We start from the raw sequence: 22,078 nt of genomic DNA on the forward strand, positions 1-22,078 counted from the left end.
AATAAATAATTATGAAACAGGATGCATCTAATTCAGGTATAAGTATCATAAAATCCTCTGGAGAACGTGTTAAATTCTCATTAGAGAAATTACGAACATCCTTAAGTCGATCAGGTGCTGAAAAAGAGGTGGTAAATCGGATTGTAGATGTTGTTCGGGATGAGTTGTATCAAGGTATTTCCACCAAAGAAATTTATAATAGAGCTTTTGCTTTACTCAAAAAAGAAAAGCGCTATTATGCTTCAAAATACAAATTAAAGAAAGCGATTTATGAATTAGGGCCAACGGGTTTTCCGTTCGAAAACTTTATAGCAGCACTGCTTAAATATTCTGGTTATGAAACAAAAGTTGGACAGATTCTTCAAGGTATATGTGTTCCTCATGAAATAGATGTGGTTGCTCATAAAAATGCCGATACTACTATTGTAGAATGTAAATTTCATAGTGAAGAAGGACGAAATTGCAATGTGAAAGTGCCACTTTATATCGCCTCTCGATTTAAAGATGTGAAGAAACATTGGGACTCGAAACCACATAAAACGTCGTTAAATCAAGGTTGGGTAGTTACAAATACACGGTTTACAAAAGATGCGCTTCAATATGGCAATTGTATCGGGTTGTATTTATTGAGTTGGGATTACCCTGTAAATGATGGGCTTAAAGACCGAATTGATAGATTGGGTTTATATCCTATTACGGTATCAACATTACTAACAAAACGTGAAAAGCAATTTTTATTAACGCGAGATGTGGTGCTTTGTCGGGATTTAATTGGTGATGTTTTTTATTTAGACCATTTGGGTATTTCAGAAGTTAGAAAAACAAAAATATTAAACGAAATTAAACAATTATGTCATCATGATGAATGAGTTAAATCAAGTTAAAGTCACATTTTTAGGAGCTTCTCAGGTGGTTACAGGTTCTAAATATTTATTAGAAACAGGCGACTTAAATATTATGATAGATTGCGGCATGTTTCAAGGTTTAAAGGAATTGCGCGCGTTAAATTGGCAAGATTTACCTATAGATGTTCCAGCTATTGATGTGGTGTTATTAACTCATGGTCATTTGGATCATGTCGGTTATTTGCCTCGATTGGTGAGACAAGGTTTTTCGGGAAAAATAATTGGCACTAATCCAACATTAGCTATTGCTGAAATTATTTTAAGAGACAGTGCCAAAATTCACGAAGAAGAAGCCGAGAAAGCTAATAAAGAAAAGTATAGTAAGCACGAACCAGCATTACCATTTTATACGACCTTGGATGCAGAAAAAGCCATTCGGAAGTTTCAACCAGAATTACCTGATAAATGGATTGCGCTATCAGAAGTATGCAAATACCGTTTTCAATACAATGGTCATATTTTAGGGTCCACGTTTATTGAATTAGATATTAATGAGAAGCGCTTCGTGTTCTCAGGAGATATTGGTCGTCAAGAAGATTATTTACTCCAGCCTCCAAAAAGACCAGAATGGGCCGACTATTTGTTTGTAGAAAGTACCTATGGTAATAAACTACATCCTGAAGAAAATGTTGAAGCTATTTTAACAGATTTAGTTAAACAAACAATACATAATAAGGGTAATTTAATTATTCCAAGTTTTGCCGTAGAACGCTTACAGACTCTAATGTTTGTACTTTGGAAATTGTACAAGGAAAACAAAATACCAAATATTCCTATAATTGTAGATAGTCCAATGGGTCATAATGTTTTAGATGTTTTTAGCCAGTTTCCAGATTGGCATAAACTATCTCATTCTGAATACCAGGCTATGGTTCAGCATGTAACGATAACAGAATCGTATAGAGATACTTGGAAAGCTATTGATGACAAACGCTCTAAAATTGTTATAGCAGGAAGCGGTATGGTAACGGGTGGACGGGTGCTAACATATTTACAACAACTTATTGATGAATCTGCAACAACCGTTTTGCTGGTTGGTTATCAAGCGGAGGGAACTCGCGGTAGACAATTATTAGATGGAGCTCACGAAATTAAGTTTTTTGGAAAATACTATCCTGTTAAAGCGCGCGTGGCACATTTGGAAAGTTTATCAGCTCATGCAGACCAGAACGGATTGTTACATTGGATGGGTGGCATTAAAAATATCCCTGAAAAAGTATTTTTAGTGCATGGTGAAGCTGCTGCAATGGATGCTTTTCGTGTAAAAATACAAACAAATTTAAAGTGGATAGTTGTTATGCCGAAACTTAATGATGTAGAAATATTAAAGGTGTAAATAAAAAAAGCGCTCCTTTGGGAGCGCTTTTAAAATCAGATTTGTAAAAATCTAATTAATTATCGTCAGTTAAGTCGTTAACTTTATCTTTTGTTGCATCAGCAGCATTGTCAATTGCCTTTCCAGTTTCATCAACTGCATTGTCAATTGCATCACCAGTGTCTTCTGCTGCTTGGTCAATAGCTTTACCAGCTTCTTCCATAGCACCTTCAGTTTCGTCAGCAGCATCTTCCATAGCATCTTCTACATCATCAGCAGCATCTTCCATTGCATCACCAGCGTTGTCCATTGTTTCTTCTACGCTATCAGCATTTTTCTCATCTCTACAAGATGTGAAAGTTACACCTAAAGCCAATAATAAAGCTGTACTTAATAATAATTTTTTCATTAGTTTAAAGTTTTAGTGTTTATTTTAATTGTGCGAATTTAATAACAAATTATGAAATTATGCATTTAATTTTAACATTTTTTAACATCCGTTAAAAATTCACAGTTTCACCTATATACGTATGTAGTCCAAGATTTGGATTACGGCACCTGTATTTTTTTTTATATAATTAAGATTCTGATTACCAGAATTTTGTATTTCTGAAGGGTTTTTTGTGAAATGGTCAAGTGTGTTCTTTAATTCAAATTTATCGCAAATGGAAACCATACCGCCTTCTGAAATCATGTGTGAAGCTTCTGGAAACTTCTCATAATGCTTTCCAATAATAATGGGAATGCCAAAAACAGCCGGTTCCAATGTGTTGTGTAATCCCGTAGACCCCATGGCACCTCCCACATAAGCTATATCCGCATACTTATAAATCTTGCTTAATAATCCTATGGTGTCAATAATTAAAACGGTGTAATCATCTAATTTTTTATCTGCTTTATCTGAAAAAAGGACCGCCTTTTTCGTTAAAGCATCTTGCAGGTTCTTAATCTGATTTGCTTTAATATTGTGAGGTGCAATTATGAATTTCGTCTTGGAATCTGTGTTGTTTATGTAATCAATTAGTAACGCTTCGTCTTCAGGCCACGTACTACCAGCAACTAAGCACAATTGATTGTTTTTAAATTGGTCTATAAAAGGCAATTCATTGTTTTGTGATAGTTGACTAAAAACCCGATCAAAGCGGGTGTCACCAGTTACGGTGGTTTCATTATAATTTATAGTTGCTAATAATTTTTGCGTGTTGAAATCTTGAGCAAAAATATGCTCAAAAGCGAAAAGCGCCTGACGCATAAATCCGCCATAAAATTTAAAAAAGGATTGTTCTTTTCTAAATAATGCAGAAACAAGAAACGCTTTACTACCGCGTTTTTTTAATGCCAATAGATAATTCGGCCAAATATCATACTTGATAAAAAGGGTTAATTCTGGATTAACTAATTCAAGAAAGCGCTTCGCATTATGCGTTGTATCCAAAGGTAAATACACAACTACATCAGCAATGTCTGTGTTTTTTCGGATTTCATAACCAGATGGTGAAAAGAAAGTTAATACAATTTTATGGCTTGGATAAAGCGTTCGTAATTCCTTGAAAACGGGTAGGCCTTGTTCGTATTCACCTAAAGAAGCACAGTGATACCAAAGGGTCTTGTCAGAATTATTTAGAGCCTTTTCTAAAATTGAAAAGCTGTTGGATCGGCCAGAAACGCCTAGCTTTATTTTGTTGTTGAATAACGCTACAAGTGGTAAAACCAATTGCGCTAAAAACATTCCAATGTTATAAATAATTCTCAATTGCTATTCTTTGATGCTAAAATACATTTCTTTGAAATAATTTCATTGGTTCGCGTTAATGAATTTCGTAATTTCGTAGCATATGAGAAAAATTCAAATGGTTGACCTTAAAGGTCAATATAAAGCGATAAAGGATGTTGTGAATCCTGATATTCAGGAAATAATTGATAATGCATCATTCATTAATGGGCCTAAAGTTCATGAGTTTCAAAAAAACCTTGAAACCTATTTAAATGTAAAACATGTTATTCCATGTGCTAATGGTACGGATGCCTTGCAAATAGCCATGATGGGCTTGGGGCTAAAGCCTGGTGACGAGGTTATTACAGCCGATTTCACTTTTGCAGCAACTGTTGAGGTCATTGCGCTTTTACAATTAACACCTGTTTTAGTGGATGTGAATCCGGACGATTTTAACATTAATATTGAAGCAATAAAAAATGCTATTACGCCAAAAACGAAAGCTATTGTGCCTGTTCATTTATTTGGGCAATGTGCGGATATGGAGGCTATAATGGCTTTAGCGGAAGCTCATAATTTATTTGTCATTGAAGATAATGCACAAGCAATTGGTGCGGATTACACATATAGTAATGGTAAAAAAGCGAAAGCGGGAACCATAGGCCATGTAGCATCTACATCATTTTTTCCATCTAAAAATTTAGGTTGTTATGGCGATGGTGGTGCTATTTTTACAAATGATGATGCTTTAGCACATACCATTCGTGGAATTGTAAATCATGGGATGTACGAACGGTATCATCATGATGTGGTTGGTGTAAACTCCCGATTGGACTCTATTCAAGCAGCTGTATTAAATGCCAAATTACCACATTTGGATGCTTATAATAAAGCGAGACAAACGGCAGCTATGAAATATGATGCCGCTTTTAAAAATCACGCTAATATTGAAATCCCTTTTAGAAAAAGCGTTGATTGTGAAGGCCGTTGTTCAACTTGTGATTGTCATGTATTTCATCAATACACATTAAAAACCAAAAATGTTGATCGTGATGGCTTGGTGAAATTTTTAAATTCTCACGATATTCCTTGTGGCGTTTATTATCCAATTCCGCTTCATAAACAAAAAGCTTATGAAGACGATCGTTATAATGAAGCCGATTTTCCGGTAACTAACCAATTAATAAAAAGTGTTATTTCATTACCAATGCATACGGAATTAGATGATGAGCAAATCGACTTTATTACGTCAAAAGTTTTAGAATACATTAATGGATAAAGTATTAGTTACAGGCGGTTTAGGTTTTATTGGCTCTCACACTGTTATCGAATTGCAGAACGAAGGTTTTGAAGTGGTAATAATAGATAATCTATCCAATTCATCCATAGATGTTTTAGAAGGTATTACGGCTATTTCTGGAAAGTCACCGCTTTTTGAACAACTGGATTTAAAGGATAAATCAGCTGTTCAAAATTTCTTTTCTAAGCATAAAGATATTAAAGGAGTTATTCATTTTGCTGCCAGTAAAGCGGTTGGTGAAAGCGTACAAGAACCGCTCCTCTACTATGAAAATAACCTAAATACACTTATATATATATTGCAGGAATTGACGGCTAAAAAGGCGTCTAACTTCATATTTAGTTCGTCATGTACGGTTTATGGTCAAGCAGATAATATGCCTATTACAGAAGATGCGGCTATAAAACCGGCAGAATCACCTTACGGAAATACCAAACAAATAGGTGAAGAAATTATAAAAGACACTTGTAAAGTTAAATCGAATTTTAATGCGATTGCTTTGCGTTATTTTAATCCTATTGGCGCACATCCAACTGCAGAAATAGGGGAGTTGCCTATAGGCGTTCCACAAAATTTGGTGCCATTTATCACTCAAACAGGAGCCGGTTTACGTGATGCTTTATCCGTGTTTGGAGATGATTATCCAACACCAGATGGTACCTGTATTCGAGACTATATCCATGTTGTAGATTTAGCAAAAGCCCATGTTGTTGCGTTAAAACGTTTGTTGAATAAGAAGAATACTTCAAATTATGAAACCTTTAATATTGGAACAGGCGTAGGAAGTTCTGTATTAGAGGTTATCCATTCTTTTGAACGTGTTTCCAATAAAAGCTTAAATTACAAAATTGCTGATAGACGGGAAGGCGATGTTATTTCGGCTTATGCAGATACGACAAAAGCTAATGAAGAATTAGGTTGGAAAGCAGCATCAAGTTTAGATGAAGCTATGTTGTCTGCATGGAAATGGGAACAGAAAATTAGAGGCTTGTAAGTTATTTCTCTCATTTTAGCATTTACTATCTCATAATTATACGTAAGTTTCATTGTGGATATGATAATGAAATAGCGTTTGAATTATTGTATCAATATTATTGTATTGATTAACAGTGTATTAATGATGTATTTTTGCGTATTCCTTTAAAATGTCGTTTCTTTGTATCAAATGATACGAGATAATATGAAATTGATTACAGTAAAACGTGAGACGAAAGTCGAAAAAAGATTCACACCAAAAATGGGTGAATTACTTACCAGAGTAACTTACATTAAGAAACAATTTTTGAGCATTCCTGTCAAAACGGTTCACAAATATCGTGAAACCTATTATGGCAAAATTAAAGATTGTGAAGCTTGCGAATTGGCAAGATAAACGTGTAATACTCTAATTTATTAAACAAAAAGCGTGTCGAAAACATATGTATATATGATTTTGACACGCTTTTTCTATGGCTTAATTTAAGCCGTTTCCTTAACGTTCTTTTTGGATTTAAAACTAGCAACTAGTAACAGTCCCATTCCAAACATCACAGACATATCTGCTACATTAAATATACCAGTTCTAAAAACGCCGCCTAAATCTATGTGAAAGAAATCGGTTACTGATCCGTAAACAATTCTATCATATACATTAGCAATTCCACCACCTACGATACAGCAAAATCCAATTAAAGACCATTTATCCAATTCTTTATTTTTAAGAATGTAATAAACCACATAGCCTAAAACTACGGTTGGTAAAATTAATAGGAAAATGAGTCGCAAGGTTGGATTGAAGTCGCTTCCCATGCCTAAAAATGCCCCTGAATTTTCAACATTATGTAAGGTAAAAAAATCGCCAATGATAGGTGTTTGACTACCTGGAACAACATCGGCTCTAACAATAATTTTGGTTATCTGATCAATAGCAATATTGAATACAATTAATAGAATAATCCAAGTTGTACGTGATAGTTTCATTAGGCTTCCGTTTCAAAAGTTGCAGAGGCCGTTTGAGAATCTCTATTGATTTTCTTCACCAAGCCTTGTAGGACATTTCCTGGTCCAACTTCCGTAAATAGAGCGGCGCCATCCGTTATCATCTGCTGAACAGACTGCGTCCACTTTACAGGAGCTGTTAATTGTGAAATTAAATTGGCTTTAATAATCGCTTCATCCATAACGGCACTTGCTGTTACGTTTTGATATATTGGGCATCGTGGTTTGCCAAAAGTGGTAGCTTCAATAGCAGCTGCTAACTCCTCACGGGCAGGTTCCATTAAAGGCGAATGAAAAGCACCACCAACCGGTAGCACTAAAGCACGACGGGCGCCTGCTGTTTTCAATGATTCACAAGCTCTATTTACGGCCTCAATTTCTCCAGAGATCACTAATTGTCCAGGGCAGTTATAGTTGGCAGCAACTACAATTCCTTCGGTTTCGGCACATATTTTTTCAACAATAGCATCTTCTAAACCTAAAACGGCAGCCATTGTACTTGGTTGGATTTCGCAGGCTTTCTGCATGGCTAATGCACGAGCAGAAACTAGTTTTACACCATCTTCAAAAGACATGGTTCCATTGGCAACTAATGCGGAAAATTCTCCTAATGAATGTCCAGCAACCATATCAGGCTTGAAACTGTTTCCTAAAACTTTAGCTAAAATAACCGAATGTAAAAAAATGGCTGGTTGTGTAACCTTGGTTTGTTTTAAATCTTCAGCAGATCCTTCAAACATGGTATCTGTAATATTAAAGCCTAAAATATCATTTGCGGTTTCAAATAATTCTTGTCCTAAAGGTGATTTTTCGTAAAGGTCTAATCCCATTCCTGAAAATTGGGCACCTTGTCCTGGAAATATATATGCATTCATGTGTATCAAATTTTGATTGCTGCAAAAATAGGAAATTTTAAATTAGTTTACCGTTGCCCTTAAATGATAAAATTAGTCTTAAGTTCAACGCTAAAGAAAACAATTTACTAGCTTTAAGAGCAAGCTGCTTCGGCACAACGCTCACCATCCATGGCAGCAGAAACAATGCCTCCTGCATACCCACCACCTTCACCGCAAGGATACAAGCCTTTAATTTGTGTGTGTTCTAATTTTTCGTTTCTAGGAATGCTAATAGGTGAGGAAGTACGGGATTCCACACCAACTATATTTGCTTCTTCGGTATAATACCCATGCATTTTTTCGCCAAAAGCTTTAAAGCCTTGGCGTAAACGACTCCCAATTAATTTTGGTAATAAGGAATGTAAAGGCGCCGAATTTAAACCAGGTTGATAGGATGTTGGGTTTAATGTAGGTGATAGTTTACCATTAACAAAGTCTGTTAAACGTTGGGCAGGAGCTGTTTGAGTTCTGCCGCCAGCCGTAAAGGCTAAACGCTCTAAATCCTTCTGGTATTCTAAACCTTTCAACACGCCAAAATGCTCATATTTATACAGGTCTTTGTGGACATCAATTTCAACCACAATCCCAGAATTAGCAAATAAATTATTGCGTTTAGAAGGCGACATGCCATTAACAACCACTTCGCCATTAGCTGTAGCTGCAGGCACAATAAAACCACCGGGACACATACAGAATGAATATACACCACGATTGTTAACTTGTTGCACTAAACTATAGGAAGCTGCTGGTAATAAATCGCTGCGTTTACCGCTACAATGATATTGAATACTGTCAATAATTTCTTGCGGATGCTCGGCGCGAACACCCATAGCAAAAGATTTTGCTTCGAGTGCAATTTCTTTTTTATGCAGCAAATAATAAATATCTCTAGCAGAATGACCCGTTGCTAAAATAACGCGATTGGCTTCCATCTCGTTGCCATTTTGTAATTGAATGGCTTGGATGGTATTGTTTTTTATTATGAAATCGGTAACACGTGTTTCAAAATGAATTTCGCCACCGTATTTTAAAATGGTTTCACGAACATTTTGGACCACTTTCGGCAACTTATTGGTGCCAATATGTGGATGGGCATCGACTAAAATCTGATCTGTAGCACCATGATAGACGAGGTTTTCAAAAATACGTCTTACATCACCACGTTTTAAGCTTCGGGTGTATAATTTTCCATCACTATAGGTTCCTGCGCCACCTTCACCAAAGCAATAGTTGGAATCTTCGTTTACAAAATGATCTTGATTGATGGCTTTTAAATCCCGGCGTCTGTCTTTTACATTTTTCCCACGTTCCAAAACAATAGGTTTAAAACCGAGTTCAATACAGCGTAATGCAGCATACATGCCTGCAGGTCCAAAACCAATAATGTGAACGGGTTTTGCTTTGGAAACATCTTTATAGTCAAAGGTGTATTCTGATGTTTCTGGAACAGGTTCGTTAATATAAACGGCGACTTTATAATTGAAAATTATTTTAGGTTTTCGCGCATCAATAGACTTTCGAAGCACTTTTACGCCTGAAATTTTTTCGCGACTTATTTCAAGAAATTGAGACGCCTTTATTAGTAAAATATCAGCGCGTTCTTCTTCTATTAAACTAATGCGCAATTGAATGTCTTTAACCATACTGCGAAATTAGAGAAAAAATGGGAATATTACGCGTCTTTTTCTTCGCTCATTTGAGATCCAATAAACGGAATGGGTGGTGCTAAAAAATAACCTGTTAAACTCGCAAATAGAATCGGGATAAAATACGTAAACCCTGTTAAGGTTGATAGTAAAATTGTCGTACTCATGGGGGTCCTAGTTACGCAAGCATTTATAGCAGCCATACAACTAACAATTGTTAAGGACAGACTGATAGATGGTAAAAATTGATGAAGTATTAAACCTAAAGTAGCGCCTGTAAAAAACAAGGGAATTATAAAGCCACCTCGCCAACCAGATGTAACGGTTATGGCAATGGCAATTATTTTAAAGCATAGAATGAGGACGAGCATTTTTAAAGAAAAGTCGCTTAAAATAAGGGTGTTAATTTCATGATGACCAAAATAGCGGGTGATTGGTAGGTAGTAAACAATACAACCCAATAAAACACCTCCAATAAGGGTTTTGATATAAATGGGCACCATTAATTTAGCAAATATTTTTTTAAGAATTTTGTGCAAACTATAAAGAGCCAACCAATGGCTGTTGCTATAATTGCGAATAAAATAGCATAAGCAAAATCAAATTTACTTAACATTTCATAAGCTGGTAAATCCCAAGTTGGGCCAATGCCTAAATGATAATTAAAGCAAATATCATATAACTAAAACTGCTAGCTACAAAGGCAGGGATAATGGCTTTGTAATATTCGACTGCATGTTCATGATGCAAAATTTCAAGTGAAAATAAACTACCACCTAAAGGTGCTCCGAATAAGGCTGTAAATCCGGAAGCCATACCAGCAATACTCATGGAACGTAGGTCTTCACCTTTTAATCTAAAGACTTTTCCAAGCCAAGTGCCAGTTGATCCTGTAACTTGAACCAATGGCGCTTCGGGACCCAAACTACCTCCTGACGCAATACATAATAAGGAAGAAAGAATCATGGATGGATTATTCTTCGGGTCGAGTTTTCCTTTATTAAAACGAATGTTGTTTACAATTAAATGAATTTCCCCTGGATCGCCAATAAAGTGAATAACAAAACCTGCTAAAAGCCCACAGATAGCCATGGTTGGAATAACCAACCAACCATCAAAAAACGCTAATTGATGGGTGAAAAACTCTAAAACAATCCAATAAACACTAGCAATTAGTCCGCCTATTAAACCCAATAAGGCCCAAAGAATAAATTTTCTGCTAAATACAAAAGGGTTAAATTGAATGGGTTGATCTAGTATATTAAGATACGTTATGAATTTGCGTTTCTTTTTAAGCTTCACAACAGGATTTTATTGGCGTGTATAGGTTATAAACGAAAAATCATGAGCATGCTTATCATCTTTTGGATGTGTAGTTTTGGTAACTTCTTTCCAGATAGATAGATCTATTTCTGGGAAAAATGTATCGGCTTCAAAACTGGAATGCACCCGTGTTATTTCTAACTTATTAGCAAAAGGCATAGCTTGCTTGTATATTTCGCCGCCTCCAATTATAAATGGTTGACTGTCTGCTCGCGCTGCATCTAGAGCATCTTCTAAATTATTAACAACAATAACACCAGAAGGAACTTGATAGTTTTCTTGACGGGTTATAACAATATGCGTACGGTTAGGTAAGGGTTTCGAGAAACTTTCAAAGGTTTTACGACCCATAATAATATGGTGACCATTAGTTAAGTTTTTAAACCGTTTGAGGTCGTCACTTAAATGCCAAATTAATTGGTTGTCTTTTCCTATAGCATTATTCTCTCCAGCGGCAACTATTATAGTAATATTTGAATTTTTAGAAGTCGCTATCCGGTTTTTTTTTTCTGGTAGCGGTAAGTCATTTTCTACCTGTGTTTTTAATTCGGCAATGCGTTGCTTTTGCTTATTAATAAGTAAATTTAATTGTTTGTCTTCCCACTTTTTACTCAACAATTTTGACGTAATAAACACATTCACAATATGATATATAAACAAGAATAACCAAATGCCAATAGCATATACAAACCAATCTATGTTAAATAGTTTAACACCTTCTCCAATTCCTAGAGCCGTGTTGGCGAGTATTAAAAATACGGACCCAATTAGAAAAATTACAAAATGCGCATACAAACGCTTTTTTTGTTTAATGCGGTTTTGGGCTGTTTTTAAAAGCTCCAATTGTTCCTTATCTATTGCCGTGGTAGTATCTTTTTTCTTTCCGAACATGATTGACTGAATTTAAACAAATTTAGCTATTTTTTGCTGAATTCATATTGTGAAACAGATTAGAAATAAATGGTCATTAAAAATTTGACGGGTACTTTGGTTGGCTTACCATTTATAGAACCAGGTGCTTTCATTTTAGGCATACGCTTTAAAACGCGAATAGCTTCCGCAGCCATTTCTCTTTTGTGTGCTTTGGCAGAAATATCTTCGGCTTTACCTTTCTCGTTTATAACAAAGCTAACTTCAAATTGTGTGCTTTTATCTAATGGGAATAATTTGTCTGCTAACTCATAATTGATACTGACTTTTAAATAGTCCATTATTTTTCCAATGGTACAATTCTTTAAATCTTCAAAGCTCACCGATTTTTCACAACCTCTGTAAGTTGGATATTGCATGTCTTTAGAAGAATTAAAACCGCTATTTGCAATTTTAAATTTTATTGGAATAAAATAAGGAACGCTTACAGGTTCATCTTTAAAGTAACCTGGTCTTTCCATTTTCGGAATTAATTTAATAACGCGAATAGCTTCGGCTTCCAATTCTGGAAAGGGTGTTCCAGCTTCAATAGCTACAATTTCTCCGGTTTTAGAAATAATGAACTTAACATTTATTTTAACCACAGTCTCGTCAGGCAGGTCTATTTTTGCAGCGACTTTAGTGTTAAAGTTTGCGCCAATATGTTTGTTTAGTTTTTTATTTAAACATTCTTTTTGAGCTTTGTTGTCTAGATTTTTACTACAGCCTTTATAAATGGGAACATTTTCTATGATAGAAAATGATGTCACATCCGAATCAACAGAGCCTTCGAAATTAGACGTATCTTGAGTATCTTTCAAGTCTTCTGAATTTGTGTTTTCTTGTGAAAAGATAGAGAGACTAAAAAGGATCGAGAATAGGAATAGTAAGTTTTTCATGGAGGGGTTTTAAATGGCCACTTTTCCTTTAATATGAGGATGTGGATTGTAATCTTCCAACGTAAAATCTTCAAATTTGAAATCGAAGATATCTTTTACATCTGGATTAATTTTCATTTTAGGTAAAGGTCTGATGTCACGAGATAATTGCAATTCCAATTGTTCTACGTGATTATTATAAATATGTGCATCACCAAAGGTGTGGATAAATTCGCCAGCCTCATAACCACAAACTTGTGCTATCATCATAGTGAAAAGCGCATAGGAACCAATATTGAAAGGAACACCTAAAAATATATCAGCACTACGTTGGTATAATTGGCAAGACAACTTACCATCTGCTACATAAAACTGAAAAAAGGCATGACAAGGTGGAAGTGCTGCTTTTCCGTTGGCCACATTTTCATCAAACGATTTGGAAGTGTCTGGTAAAACAGACGGATTCCAAGCAGAAACCAACATGCGTCGGCTATTCGGATTGGTTTTTAAAGTTTCAACAATATCTTTAATTTGGTCAATCTCGTCGTTGTTCCAGTTTCGCCATTGATGGCCGTAAACTGGTCCTAAATCGCCATTTTCGTCAGCCCATTCGTTCCATATTCTAACACCATTGTCTGTTAAATATTTGATGTTGGTATCACCTTTTAAAAACCATAAAAGTTCGTAAATAATAGATTTTAAATGTAGCTTTTTGGTTGTAACCATTGGGAAACCTTCGCTTAAATCAAAACGCATTTGATATCCAAATACACTTTTTGTTCCAGTTCCTGTACGGTCACCTTTTTCGTTTCCGTTTTCCAATACGTGCTTAACTAGGTCGTGATATTGTTTCATAATATGTCCCACGAAAGTGGAAATCTCTTTTTAATTACACAAAAATTTCAATTATACTTGGGCGTTTGCCCCCAACAATGATAAGCTAAAATAAAGAAAAGGGTTAAATACAACGGATGTAACCTTTAAAATGATATAAAAAGTTATTAACTAGCTGACGCTAAACTGTAATAGTACTTTTAAATCGATTTTCCGTCCTTTGCAGAAGTGTATTATCCAATAATCATTCCTGCAATTGTTGCAGAAATTAAAGATGCAATAGTTCCACCAATCAACGCTTTCATTCCAAATTTAGATAGTTGTTTGCGTTGGCCTGGCGCAAGAGATCCAATTCCGCCAATTTGAATACCAATAGATGCAAAGTTTGCAAATCCACAGAGCATATACGTTGCCATAATTACAGATTTCTCGTACGTTAAATGTGTGGCATTCGCTACATTTTTTAATTCTGCTAATTGGATGTACCCAATAAACTCACTAGCTGCTAACTTAATACCTAGAAGTTGACCCATTAAAGCCATATCCTCTGTTGCAATACCAATTAACCACATTAATGGCGCAAAAATATAACCTAAAATAAATTCTAAGGATAACGCTTGATACGGGGTGTTTGCTGCAATGACTTCATTTAATGAAGTGAAATGCCAGTTAATGTTTAAAGCTTGAATGCTAATACCGTCAAAACCAGCAATACCGCCTAGAATGCCATTGACCATAGCTATAAATGCGACAAAAACGAGTAGCATAGCACCAACATTTACGGCTAAACGCAAACCTTCAGTGGTTCCGTTTGCTATAGCTTCCAAAATGTTAGACCCTATTTTTTCTTGGGATACGTGAACATCCGTATTAATTTTTTCTGTTTGTGGAAATAATATTTTGGAAATTACAATAGCACCTGGAGCCGCCATAACAGAGGCAGCTAATAAATGTTTGGCGTAAAAGAGTTGTAATGCCTCGTCTTCGCCACCAAGAAAACCAATGTAAGCTGCTAAAACGGCTCCAGCAACGGTAGCCATTCCCCCAATCATTACTAGGAGAATTTCAGACTTGTTCATTTTTTCTAAATACGCTTTTATTAAAAGTGGCGCTTCCGTTTGGCCTAAAAAGATGTTTCCTGCAACACTTAAACTTTCAGCTCCCGATATGCCCAATACCTTACTTAGTAGTAAACCCATTAGTTTGACTACTTTTTGAATAATACCTAAATAGAATAAAACGGATGTTAATGCCGAAAAGAAAATAATTGTTGGCAATACTTGAAATGCGAAAATAAACCCGAAGGAAGTAACATCTAGCATGCCCCCAAATAGAAACTCGCTTCCAGCTTGCGTGTAACTTAAAATTTCGATAAACCCTTTGCCTATAAACTCGAAGATGCCTTTTATAAAACCAACTTTTAAAACCCCAATGGCAATAATGAGTTGTAAGGCTAATCCTAAACCAACCGTTTTCCAATTAATGGCTCTTCGGTTACTGCTAAATAAAAAGGATACAAAAATTAAGGTTACCATACCTAGAATACCACGCCAAAGACTATTAATAGAGAAACCTTGACTGGGAATAATGACACCGTTTTCTGAATTTGATGCAACCGTAGGCGCCGGATTTTCAGCTAAAACTGATGTGGATGATATATAGGTATAAGTAGCTTGCTTATCTTTAAAAATTAAGGTAGAATCTGTTAGTTCTTTTATTTTAAAACGTTTAATGGAGTTTAAAGAATCGTTATAATAGAATACCAATAAGTTGTTTTGATACAAATAATCACCTTTTAAGTCCTGAATTGAATCGTTAGAAAAGGTGAATTCTCCTTTTTTAAACTCGATACTCTTATAAGGGTTTGATGTGGATTGAGACGACCATTTTTTTTCTAAATCTTGTCCGAAAGAAGTTGTAATCCCAAAAAAAATAGCTGTAATAGCTAGTAGTATATTTTTAATCATAAGGTTAGCGTTTAGAAATCTCATCGCGAATATTAGCTGCCTTTTCATAATCTTCATTGGCAACAGCTTCATCAAGCATGTTATGAAGTTCCTCGAGCGATTTTGCTTTGTAATTCTCCTGGACACTTCCGGTTTCTAGTTCTTCGGCAATCATATCATCTACTAAAATACTGTCTGATTCCGACTCGTCTTCATCTTCCGGATTAATTTTTAAATAAATTCCTGCTTTATCTAAAATATTCTTGTAAGTGAAAATTGGTGCCTGGAACCGCAGTGCTAAAGCAATAGCATCACTAGTTCTAGCATCAATAATTTCTTCAGCGTTGTCACGTTCACAAATAATACTGGAATAGAAAACGCCATCCACTAGCTTATGGATGATAACCTGTTTGACAACAATATCAAAACGGTCGGCGAAATTTTTAAATAAATCGTGGGTAAGTGGTCTAGGCGGTCTAATTTCTTTTTCCAAAGCTATAGCAATGGATTGTGCTTCAAAAGCACCAATTACAATTGGCAACTTTCTATCACCATCTACCTCATTTAATATTAATGCGTAGGCGCCATTTTGTGTTTGGCTATATGAAATTCCTTTTATCTTTAGTCGTACTAAACTCATAGTATTTTAAAAAACAAAGAACTGTTTAAATTAGGACTTTACCAAACTGAACGAAACAGTTTTAGTAATTTATACCAACTTAAACAGCCCTTTTATAAATACAATTTAAAAAAATATATTTACTGTTGTGCTTTAAACTCCTTTAATTTTTCAATCAATTTAGGGACAACTTCAAAAGCATCACCTACAATTCCATAATCAGCAGCTTTAAAGAAAGGTGCTTCGGGATCTGTATTAATAACAACTTTTACTTTTGATGCGTTTATACCCGCCAAATGCTGGATAGCTCCTGAAATGCCAACAGCAATATATAAATTGGCAGCAACTGGTTTTCCTGTCTGACCTACGTGCTCACCATGTGGTCTCCAACCTAAATCACTTACCGGTTTAGAGCAGGCAGTTGCTGCACCTAAAACTTCAGCTAATTCTTCAATCATTCCCCAATTTTCAGGACCTTTTAAACCACGACCTGCTGAAACCACTATTTCGGCATCTGCAATGGTTACTTGACCTGTTACTTTATCAACAGAATCTACATGAACTCCTAGTTCTGGAATGTTAGGTGAAAAATCTTCCGCAGTTGCACTCGCTGCATTTTCTTTAACACCATACGCATTTTTAGAAACACCTACCAATTTCACATCGGTATCAATAGTCGTCATATTAAAAGCTTTGTTTGTAAATGCTGTACGTTTTACAGTGAATGGTGAAACATTTGATGGCGCTTCAACCACATTGGATGCAAAACCAGCATCTAAATTAATAGCTAATAAAGGTGCTAAATATTTACTGTCCGCGCTGGAGCTAAGAATAACTACTTTGGAGCCTTCTTTTTTAGCAGCTTGAGAAATAGCGCTTGCATAACCGTTTGCGTTAAATTTCTCTAATTCACTACTTGTAACTTTCAATACTTTGTCAACACCATGATTTCCAAGTACGCTTGTGTCATCAGCGTTAAAGGTAATTGCCGTTACGGTTGTACCCATTTGTTCCGCTACAGCTTTTGCATAAGATGCAACCTCTAAAGCGGTTTTTTTAAATTTTCCTTGTTCGGATTCTGTATATACTAAAACTGACATAAATTTTTAAATTTTAAACTCCAAAAACTAAACTCCAGAGGATTATTTACTGGAATTTGGAATTTGGATATTGTTATTTATATAACTTTAGCTTCATTATGAAGTAAGTTAACTAATTCTCCAACATTATCGGCATCAATTAATTTAACGGCGCCTTTTGGAGCTGGCTTTTCAAATTTCACTGAAGCGGTTTCAGTTCCAGCATCTACTGGTTCCTTAACTTCTAAAGGTTTTTTTCTAGCCATCATTATCCCACGCATGTTTGGAATACGTAAATCGCTTTCCTCAACTAATCCTTTTTGTCCACCAATTACTAATGGTAAACTGGTAGAAACCGTTTCTTTCCCGCCATCAATTTCACGCATAGCTGTTGCTTTGGTACCATCTATTTCTAGACTAATGCAATTGGTTACAAAGTTTGCACCAATTAAACCAGCTATCATTCCCGGGACCATGCCACCATTGTAATCAATGGATTCACGACCAGCAATTACTAAATCGTAACCACCTTCTTTAACTACGTTTGCTAATTGTTTGGCAACTTGGTAGCCGTCTTTAGCTTCTGTATTAACGCGGATTGCATTGTCTGCGCCAATAGCTAGTGCTTTACGTAAAGTTGGCTCTGTTTCTGGTCCGCCAACATTAACAACCGTTACTGCAGCGCCTTGCTTCTCTTTAAACCACATAGCGCGTGTTAATCCAAATTCGTCATTTGGGTTAATAACAAATTGTACACCATTGGTGTCAAATTTTGTGTCGCCATCGGTAAAATTAATTTTCGAAGTCGTATCAGGTACATGACTAATACATACTAATATTTTCATATCTATATATTTATATTAAAAAGTATATTATTTTCAGGTTACGAAGTTAATTATTTTATTTTGAATATTTGCTATGCACGCATAGTAAATTTTTAAATCGAACTATGGACTAAAGTTTTTTAATTATTGTTATTTTTGTCTTTCGTAATTATGATAAGTAAATGAAGACAATACAATTTAGAGAAGCGATTTGTGAAGCCATGAGCGAAGAAATGCGTCGTGACGAAAGTGTTTATTTAATGGGTGAAGAAGTTGCCGAATATAATGGTGCCTATAAGGCATCTAAAGGTATGCTGGATGAATTCGGCCCAAAACGTGTTATTGATACGCCCATTGCCGAGCTAGGTTTTGCTGGAATAGCAATAGGATCTACCATGACAGGTAACAGACCGATTGTAGAATATATGACGTTTAATTTCTCATTAGTTGGTATTGATCAAATTATAAATAATGCGGCGAAAATCAGACAAATGTCTGGAGGACAATTTCCGTGTCCAATTGTTTTTCGTGGACCAACCGCCTCTGCAGGTCAATTAGCTGCTACACACTCGCAAGCTTTTGAAAGTTGGTTTGCTAATACACCAGGTTTAAAAGTAGTAGTTCCTTCTAATCCATATGATGCAAAAGGCTTATTAAAATCGGCTATTCGTGATAACGACCCCGTTATTTTTATGGAAAGTGAGCAAATGTACGGTGATAAAGGCGAAGTGCCAGAAGGCGAATATGTTGTTCCATTGGGTGTTGCAGATATTAAACGAGAAGGTACAGATGTTACTATTGTTTCTTTTGGTAAAATTATTAAAGAAGCTTATATAGCTGCTGATGAATTAGCTAAAGAAGGTATCTCATGTGAGATTATCGATTTACGTACGGTAAGACCAATGGATCGCGAGGCTATTTTAAAATCGGTTAAAAAAACCAATCGTCTAGTTGTTTTGGAGGAAGCATGGCCATTTGGAAATGTTGCGACAGAAATAACATATTTAGTCCAATCTGAAGCATTTGATTATTTAGATGCACCTATTATTAAAATAAATACAGCAGATACACCTGCGCCTTATTCACCAGTTCTTTTTGAAGAATGGTTGCCTGATCATAAAGAAGTGATAAAGGCCGTGAAAAAAGTAATGTATAAATAAATACGTATATTTTACGTTAATAAAACTTCATTGGCTAGATTGTTGATGAAGTTTTTTTATAACTATGAGATTTAACTTACTACTTTTTATTTTTGCCCTTGCTACTTTTGTTGGTTACGCCCAAACAAAAGTTAGTGGCTACGTGTTTGATGAAAACAATGAACCCGTTGCTTATGCTAACATAATTTTTAAAGGTTCTTTTGAAGGCACCATAACTGATGAAAATGGTCGTTTTTATATGGAATCTGATAAAACGTGGCCAACGTTAATTGTCTCCTTCGTAGGTTATAAAACCATAGAGTTGCCATTAGACAAGAAAGTGAATTACGACTTACGTTTTACTATTGAAGAAGAAGCAGCTGCGCTTAATGAAGTGTTTATTGTAACAGGAAAACAATCTAAAAAAGCAGAAGAAAATCCAGCAATTGCAATTCTGCAAAAAATTTGGGAACGCAAACGTCAAAATGGCTTGAGTCAGTTTAAGCAGTATGAATATGATAGGTATGAAAAAGTAGAATTCGATTTAAATACTATTGATAGCGCACTGATAAAGAGTAACCTTTTTAAAGGTATGGAGTTTATTTTTGAGCAAGTAGATACATCTAAAGTTACAGGAAAAACATATTTGCCAATATTTTTAAATGAAGAGGTGGCCAAAGTTTATGGCGATAATTTATTAAACAAGGAGAAAGTAGAATTAAAAGGAAACAAAAATTCAGGCTTCAGTAATAATCAAAGCATTATTGCTTTTATCAAGGACTTATATTCGGAATACGATGTGTATGATAACTATCTAAAGTTTTTTGATAAAAGTTTCGTGAGTCCAATTTCCAGAACAGGTGTCAATACCTATAATTATGTATTATCTGATAGTGCTTATCGGGACAATAAATGGTGTTATAACATTATTTACTATCCAAGACGTAAAAACGAACTAACTTTTAAAGGTGACTTCTGGGTGAATGATTCCACATTTGCTATTAAGGAAATTAATATGCAAGCCTCTAAAAGTGCCAATATAAACTGGGTAAAAGAAATTTATATTGAACAAGAATTTGACGTGCTAAATGACTCTGTCTTTCTTATAAAACGCGATTATTTCATGTCCGATTTCACGTTTAATAAAAAAGAAAAGTCGCGAGGTGTTTATGGTAAACGCACAACGTTATACGATAATTACGAGTTTAATAAATCCAAAGACGAAAAGTTTTATAAGGAAGAGGTATTCGATTACAATTTAGATGCCTATAATCGGGAAGATGATTTTTGGGACGAAAACCGAATGGAAGCTTTAAATAATGATGAAAAGGGTATTTACCAAATGTTAGATACTTTAAAAACCGTAAAAAAGTTTAAGCGGTTGTATAATGCAGGAAGTATTTTGGCGTCTGGGTATATTGAGTTTGACGATTTAAACCTTGATTATGGCCCTATTTTTTCTACTGTAGGTTATAATGATGTAGAAGGTGTGCGTTTACGAGCAGGTGCAAGAACGTATTTTGGACCTAATGATTTGTGGCGCTTACAAGGATTTTTGGCTTATGGTTTTAAAGATGATAAAATGAAATATGGTTTTTCGGCCAAGTATTTATTAAACAAGCGAAACCGGTTAATTGTATCTGCAGGTCATAGGCGCGATATTGAACAAATTGGGGCAAGTTTAACCACATCAACCGATGTTTTAGGGCGAAGTCTAGCTTCCAATGCGGTTTTCAGTACAGCCACCAATGATAAATTAACCAATATTAATCTAACGGCGTTAGCTATAGAACTGGAGCCCATTAAAAACGTATTGTTTCGCGTGGGAGGTGATTATAGAACGCTGTCATCCGCTTCGCCAACATTTAGTTTAGATTATGTAGATCCGGAATCCACTACTGGTGTTTCATCAGAAATAAAGCAATTTGAAAGTACCTTTGCAGTATCTTATTTTCCAGGTAGAAAAATGGTAGGTTACGGTGTAGAACGTCGTAATGGAAATGATACCTATGCATCTATATTTGCACAATATTCTTTAGGTGATAAAAATATTTTTGGTAGCGATTTTAATTATACCAAGTTACAGCTTTCTTATATTCAGCCATGGCAATTAGGTGGTTTAGGCCGCCTGTATTCTACCATTGAAGTAGGTAAAACATTTGGAACGGTTCCATTGGGGTTATTAAGTGTGGTACCTGGTAACCAGTCGTATTTCTCTATATACAAATCGTTTTCGCAATTAAATTATTATGAGTTTGTAACAGATACCTATGCCTCTTTGCATTTAGAACATAATTTTAATGGACGATTGTTTTCAAGAATTCCATTTTTAAGAAAGTTAAATTGGCGAGAAATTGTTGGTTTTCGCGGTGTTTGGGGAGATATATCAGCAGATAATATAGCTTTAAGCGCACCGTCTAATATTCCATTGGTAGCACCAACAGACGAAATTTATTATGAATACAGCCTTGGTATTGGTAATATTTTTAAAGTATTTAGAATAGACTTTAATTTCCGTGGAAATTATCATGAGGTCCCTGATGCCCGAAATTTTGGCGTAACCGGAAGTTTTGGCTTTAATTTCTAAAATTCAGACAACCTATTTTTGAAATAATTATATAAATATAGCCTCTAACTACTAGAGGCTATTTTTATTAAATAAAAGATTTAATTCATTTGCTTACTTTTAAAATTATCAGATCGTGATTTGGATTCCTTTTTAGGAAACGTGGTATTTAACATATTGGTATCGACAAATTCGAAATTATAGGATC

Annotated in this window: 19 protein-coding genes and 1 pseudogene; 7 read left to right on the forward strand and 13 right to left on the reverse strand. The window is 35.2% G+C overall.

Annotated features, from left to right (window positions below):
* Positions 1-11 precede the first annotated feature (11 nt).
* A complete protein-coding gene (locus tag ACFPH8_RS04880; RefSeq protein ID WP_376858918.1) occupies positions 12-869 on the forward strand; it encodes an ATP cone domain-containing protein in 858 nt (285 codons plus the stop codon).
* Positions 859-2,241, forward strand: a complete 1,383-nt coding sequence (locus ACFPH8_RS04885) for an MBL fold metallo-hydrolase RNA specificity domain-containing protein (RefSeq protein ID WP_376858920.1) — start codon at positions 859-861, stop codon at positions 2,239-2,241. The genes ACFPH8_RS04880 and ACFPH8_RS04885 overlap by 11 nt, the downstream gene beginning before the upstream one ends.
* Before the next feature lie 55 nt (positions 2,242-2,296).
* On the opposite strand, the gene ACFPH8_RS04890 is transcribed toward ACFPH8_RS04885, so the two are convergent.
* Together ACFPH8_RS04890 and ACFPH8_RS04895 are read right to left on the reverse strand one after the other, a co-directional pair.
* The gene (locus ACFPH8_RS04890; protein ID WP_376858922.1) at positions 2,297-2,629 is read right to left on the reverse strand and encodes a hypothetical protein; all 333 of its coding nucleotides are present in this window, start codon (positions 2,627-2,629) and stop codon (positions 2,297-2,299) included.
* A gap of 111 nt (positions 2,630-2,740) precedes the next feature.
* The gene (locus tag ACFPH8_RS04895; protein WP_376858924.1) at positions 2,741-3,973 is read right to left on the reverse strand and encodes a 3-deoxy-D-manno-octulosonic acid transferase; all 1,233 of its coding nucleotides are present in this window, start codon (positions 3,971-3,973) and stop codon (positions 2,741-2,743) included.
* A gap of 82 nt (positions 3,974-4,055) precedes the next feature.
* Between ACFPH8_RS04895 and ACFPH8_RS04900 the strand changes: the two genes are divergently transcribed.
* The 3 genes from ACFPH8_RS04900 to ACFPH8_RS04910 all read left to right on the forward strand — a co-directional run bounded on the left by ACFPH8_RS04900 (position 4,056) and on the right by ACFPH8_RS04910 (position 6,606).
* A complete protein-coding gene (locus ACFPH8_RS04900; RefSeq protein ID WP_248397731.1) occupies positions 4,056-5,213 on the forward strand; it encodes a DegT/DnrJ/EryC1/StrS family aminotransferase in 1,158 nt (385 codons plus the stop codon).
* Positions 5,206-6,228 (forward strand): UDP-glucose 4-epimerase GalE, encoded by a 1,023-nt coding sequence (galE, locus tag ACFPH8_RS04905; protein ID WP_376858926.1) that lies wholly within the window; start codon positions 5,206-5,208, stop codon positions 6,226-6,228. Before ACFPH8_RS04900 ends, galE begins: the two co-directional genes overlap by 8 nt.
* Positions 6,229-6,414: 186 nt before the next feature.
* On the forward strand, positions 6,415-6,606 hold the full coding sequence (locus tag ACFPH8_RS04910) for a hypothetical protein (protein WP_248397735.1): 192 nt from the start codon (positions 6,415-6,417) through the stop codon (positions 6,604-6,606).
* An 86-nt stretch (positions 6,607-6,692) separates the two neighbouring features.
* Here the strand turns inward: ACFPH8_RS04910 and lspA are convergent, their stop codons facing one another.
* The 11 genes and pseudogenes from lspA to ACFPH8_RS04965 form a co-directional block, all read right to left on the reverse strand.
* Entirely contained in the window at positions 6,693-7,193 is a 501-nt protein-coding gene (lspA, locus tag ACFPH8_RS04915; RefSeq protein ID WP_248397737.1) for a signal peptidase II, read from the reverse strand.
* Positions 7,193-8,086, reverse strand: a complete 894-nt coding sequence (fabD, locus tag ACFPH8_RS04920) for an ACP S-malonyltransferase (RefSeq protein ID WP_376858928.1) — start codon at positions 8,084-8,086, stop codon at positions 7,193-7,195. Before fabD ends, lspA begins: the two co-directional genes overlap by 1 nt.
* A 113-nt stretch (positions 8,087-8,199) precedes the next feature.
* Entirely contained in the window at positions 8,200-9,750 is a 1,551-nt protein-coding gene (locus ACFPH8_RS04925) for an NAD(P)/FAD-dependent oxidoreductase (protein WP_376858930.1), read from the reverse strand.
* Between the two features lie 29 nt (positions 9,751-9,779).
* A pseudogene (locus tag ACFPH8_RS04930) lies at positions 9,780-11,055 on the reverse strand (chloride channel protein).
* 9 nt (positions 11,056-11,064) lie between these two features.
* Positions 11,065-11,967, reverse strand: a complete 903-nt coding sequence (locus ACFPH8_RS04935; RefSeq protein WP_376858932.1) for a dihydrofolate reductase — start codon at positions 11,965-11,967, stop codon at positions 11,065-11,067.
* Positions 11,968-12,026: 59 nt separating this feature from the next.
* The gene (locus ACFPH8_RS04940) at positions 12,027-12,884 is read right to left on the reverse strand and encodes a hypothetical protein (RefSeq protein ID WP_376858934.1); all 858 of its coding nucleotides are present in this window, start codon (positions 12,882-12,884) and stop codon (positions 12,027-12,029) included.
* 9 nt (positions 12,885-12,893) lie between these two features.
* Entirely contained in the window at positions 12,894-13,718 is an 825-nt protein-coding gene (locus tag ACFPH8_RS04945) for a thymidylate synthase (RefSeq protein WP_376858936.1), read from the reverse strand.
* Between the two features lie 212 nt (positions 13,719-13,930).
* Complete coding sequence (locus tag ACFPH8_RS04950) at positions 13,931-15,661, reverse strand: NupC/NupG family nucleoside CNT transporter (RefSeq protein WP_371922440.1); 1,731 nt, start codon at positions 15,659-15,661, stop codon at positions 13,931-13,933.
* 7 nt (positions 15,662-15,668) lie between these two features.
* Positions 15,669-16,283, reverse strand: coding sequence for a bifunctional nuclease family protein (locus ACFPH8_RS04955; protein ID WP_248397753.1), 615 nt, complete (start codon positions 16,281-16,283; stop codon positions 15,669-15,671).
* 119 nt (positions 16,284-16,402) lie between these two features.
* On the reverse strand, positions 16,403-17,362 hold the full coding sequence (locus ACFPH8_RS04960; protein ID WP_248397755.1) for an electron transfer flavoprotein subunit alpha/FixB family protein: 960 nt from the start codon (positions 17,360-17,362) through the stop codon (positions 16,403-16,405).
* Between the two features lie 77 nt (positions 17,363-17,439).
* The gene (locus ACFPH8_RS04965; RefSeq protein WP_376858939.1) at positions 17,440-18,186 is read right to left on the reverse strand and encodes an electron transfer flavoprotein subunit beta/FixA family protein; all 747 of its coding nucleotides are present in this window, start codon (positions 18,184-18,186) and stop codon (positions 17,440-17,442) included.
* Positions 18,187-18,347: 161 nt separating this feature from the next.
* Between ACFPH8_RS04965 and ACFPH8_RS04970 the strand changes: the two genes are divergently transcribed.
* Together ACFPH8_RS04970 and ACFPH8_RS04975 are read left to right on the forward strand one after the other, a co-directional pair.
* Complete coding sequence (locus ACFPH8_RS04970) at positions 18,348-19,325, forward strand: pyruvate dehydrogenase complex E1 component subunit beta (RefSeq protein ID WP_376858941.1); 978 nt, start codon at positions 18,348-18,350, stop codon at positions 19,323-19,325.
* A gap of 64 nt (positions 19,326-19,389) precedes the next feature.
* Positions 19,390-21,891: a DUF5686 and carboxypeptidase-like regulatory domain-containing protein gene (locus tag ACFPH8_RS04975; RefSeq protein ID WP_376858943.1), complete on the forward strand. Its 2,502-nt coding sequence runs from the start codon at positions 19,390-19,392 to the stop codon at positions 21,889-21,891.
* Positions 21,892-22,078 lie beyond the last annotated feature (187 nt).

Source organism: Bizionia hallyeonensis, from assembly GCF_042657385.1.
In the GTDB taxonomy this organism is placed as follows: domain Bacteria; phylum Bacteroidota; class Bacteroidia; order Flavobacteriales; family Flavobacteriaceae; genus Algorimicrobium; species Algorimicrobium hallyeonense.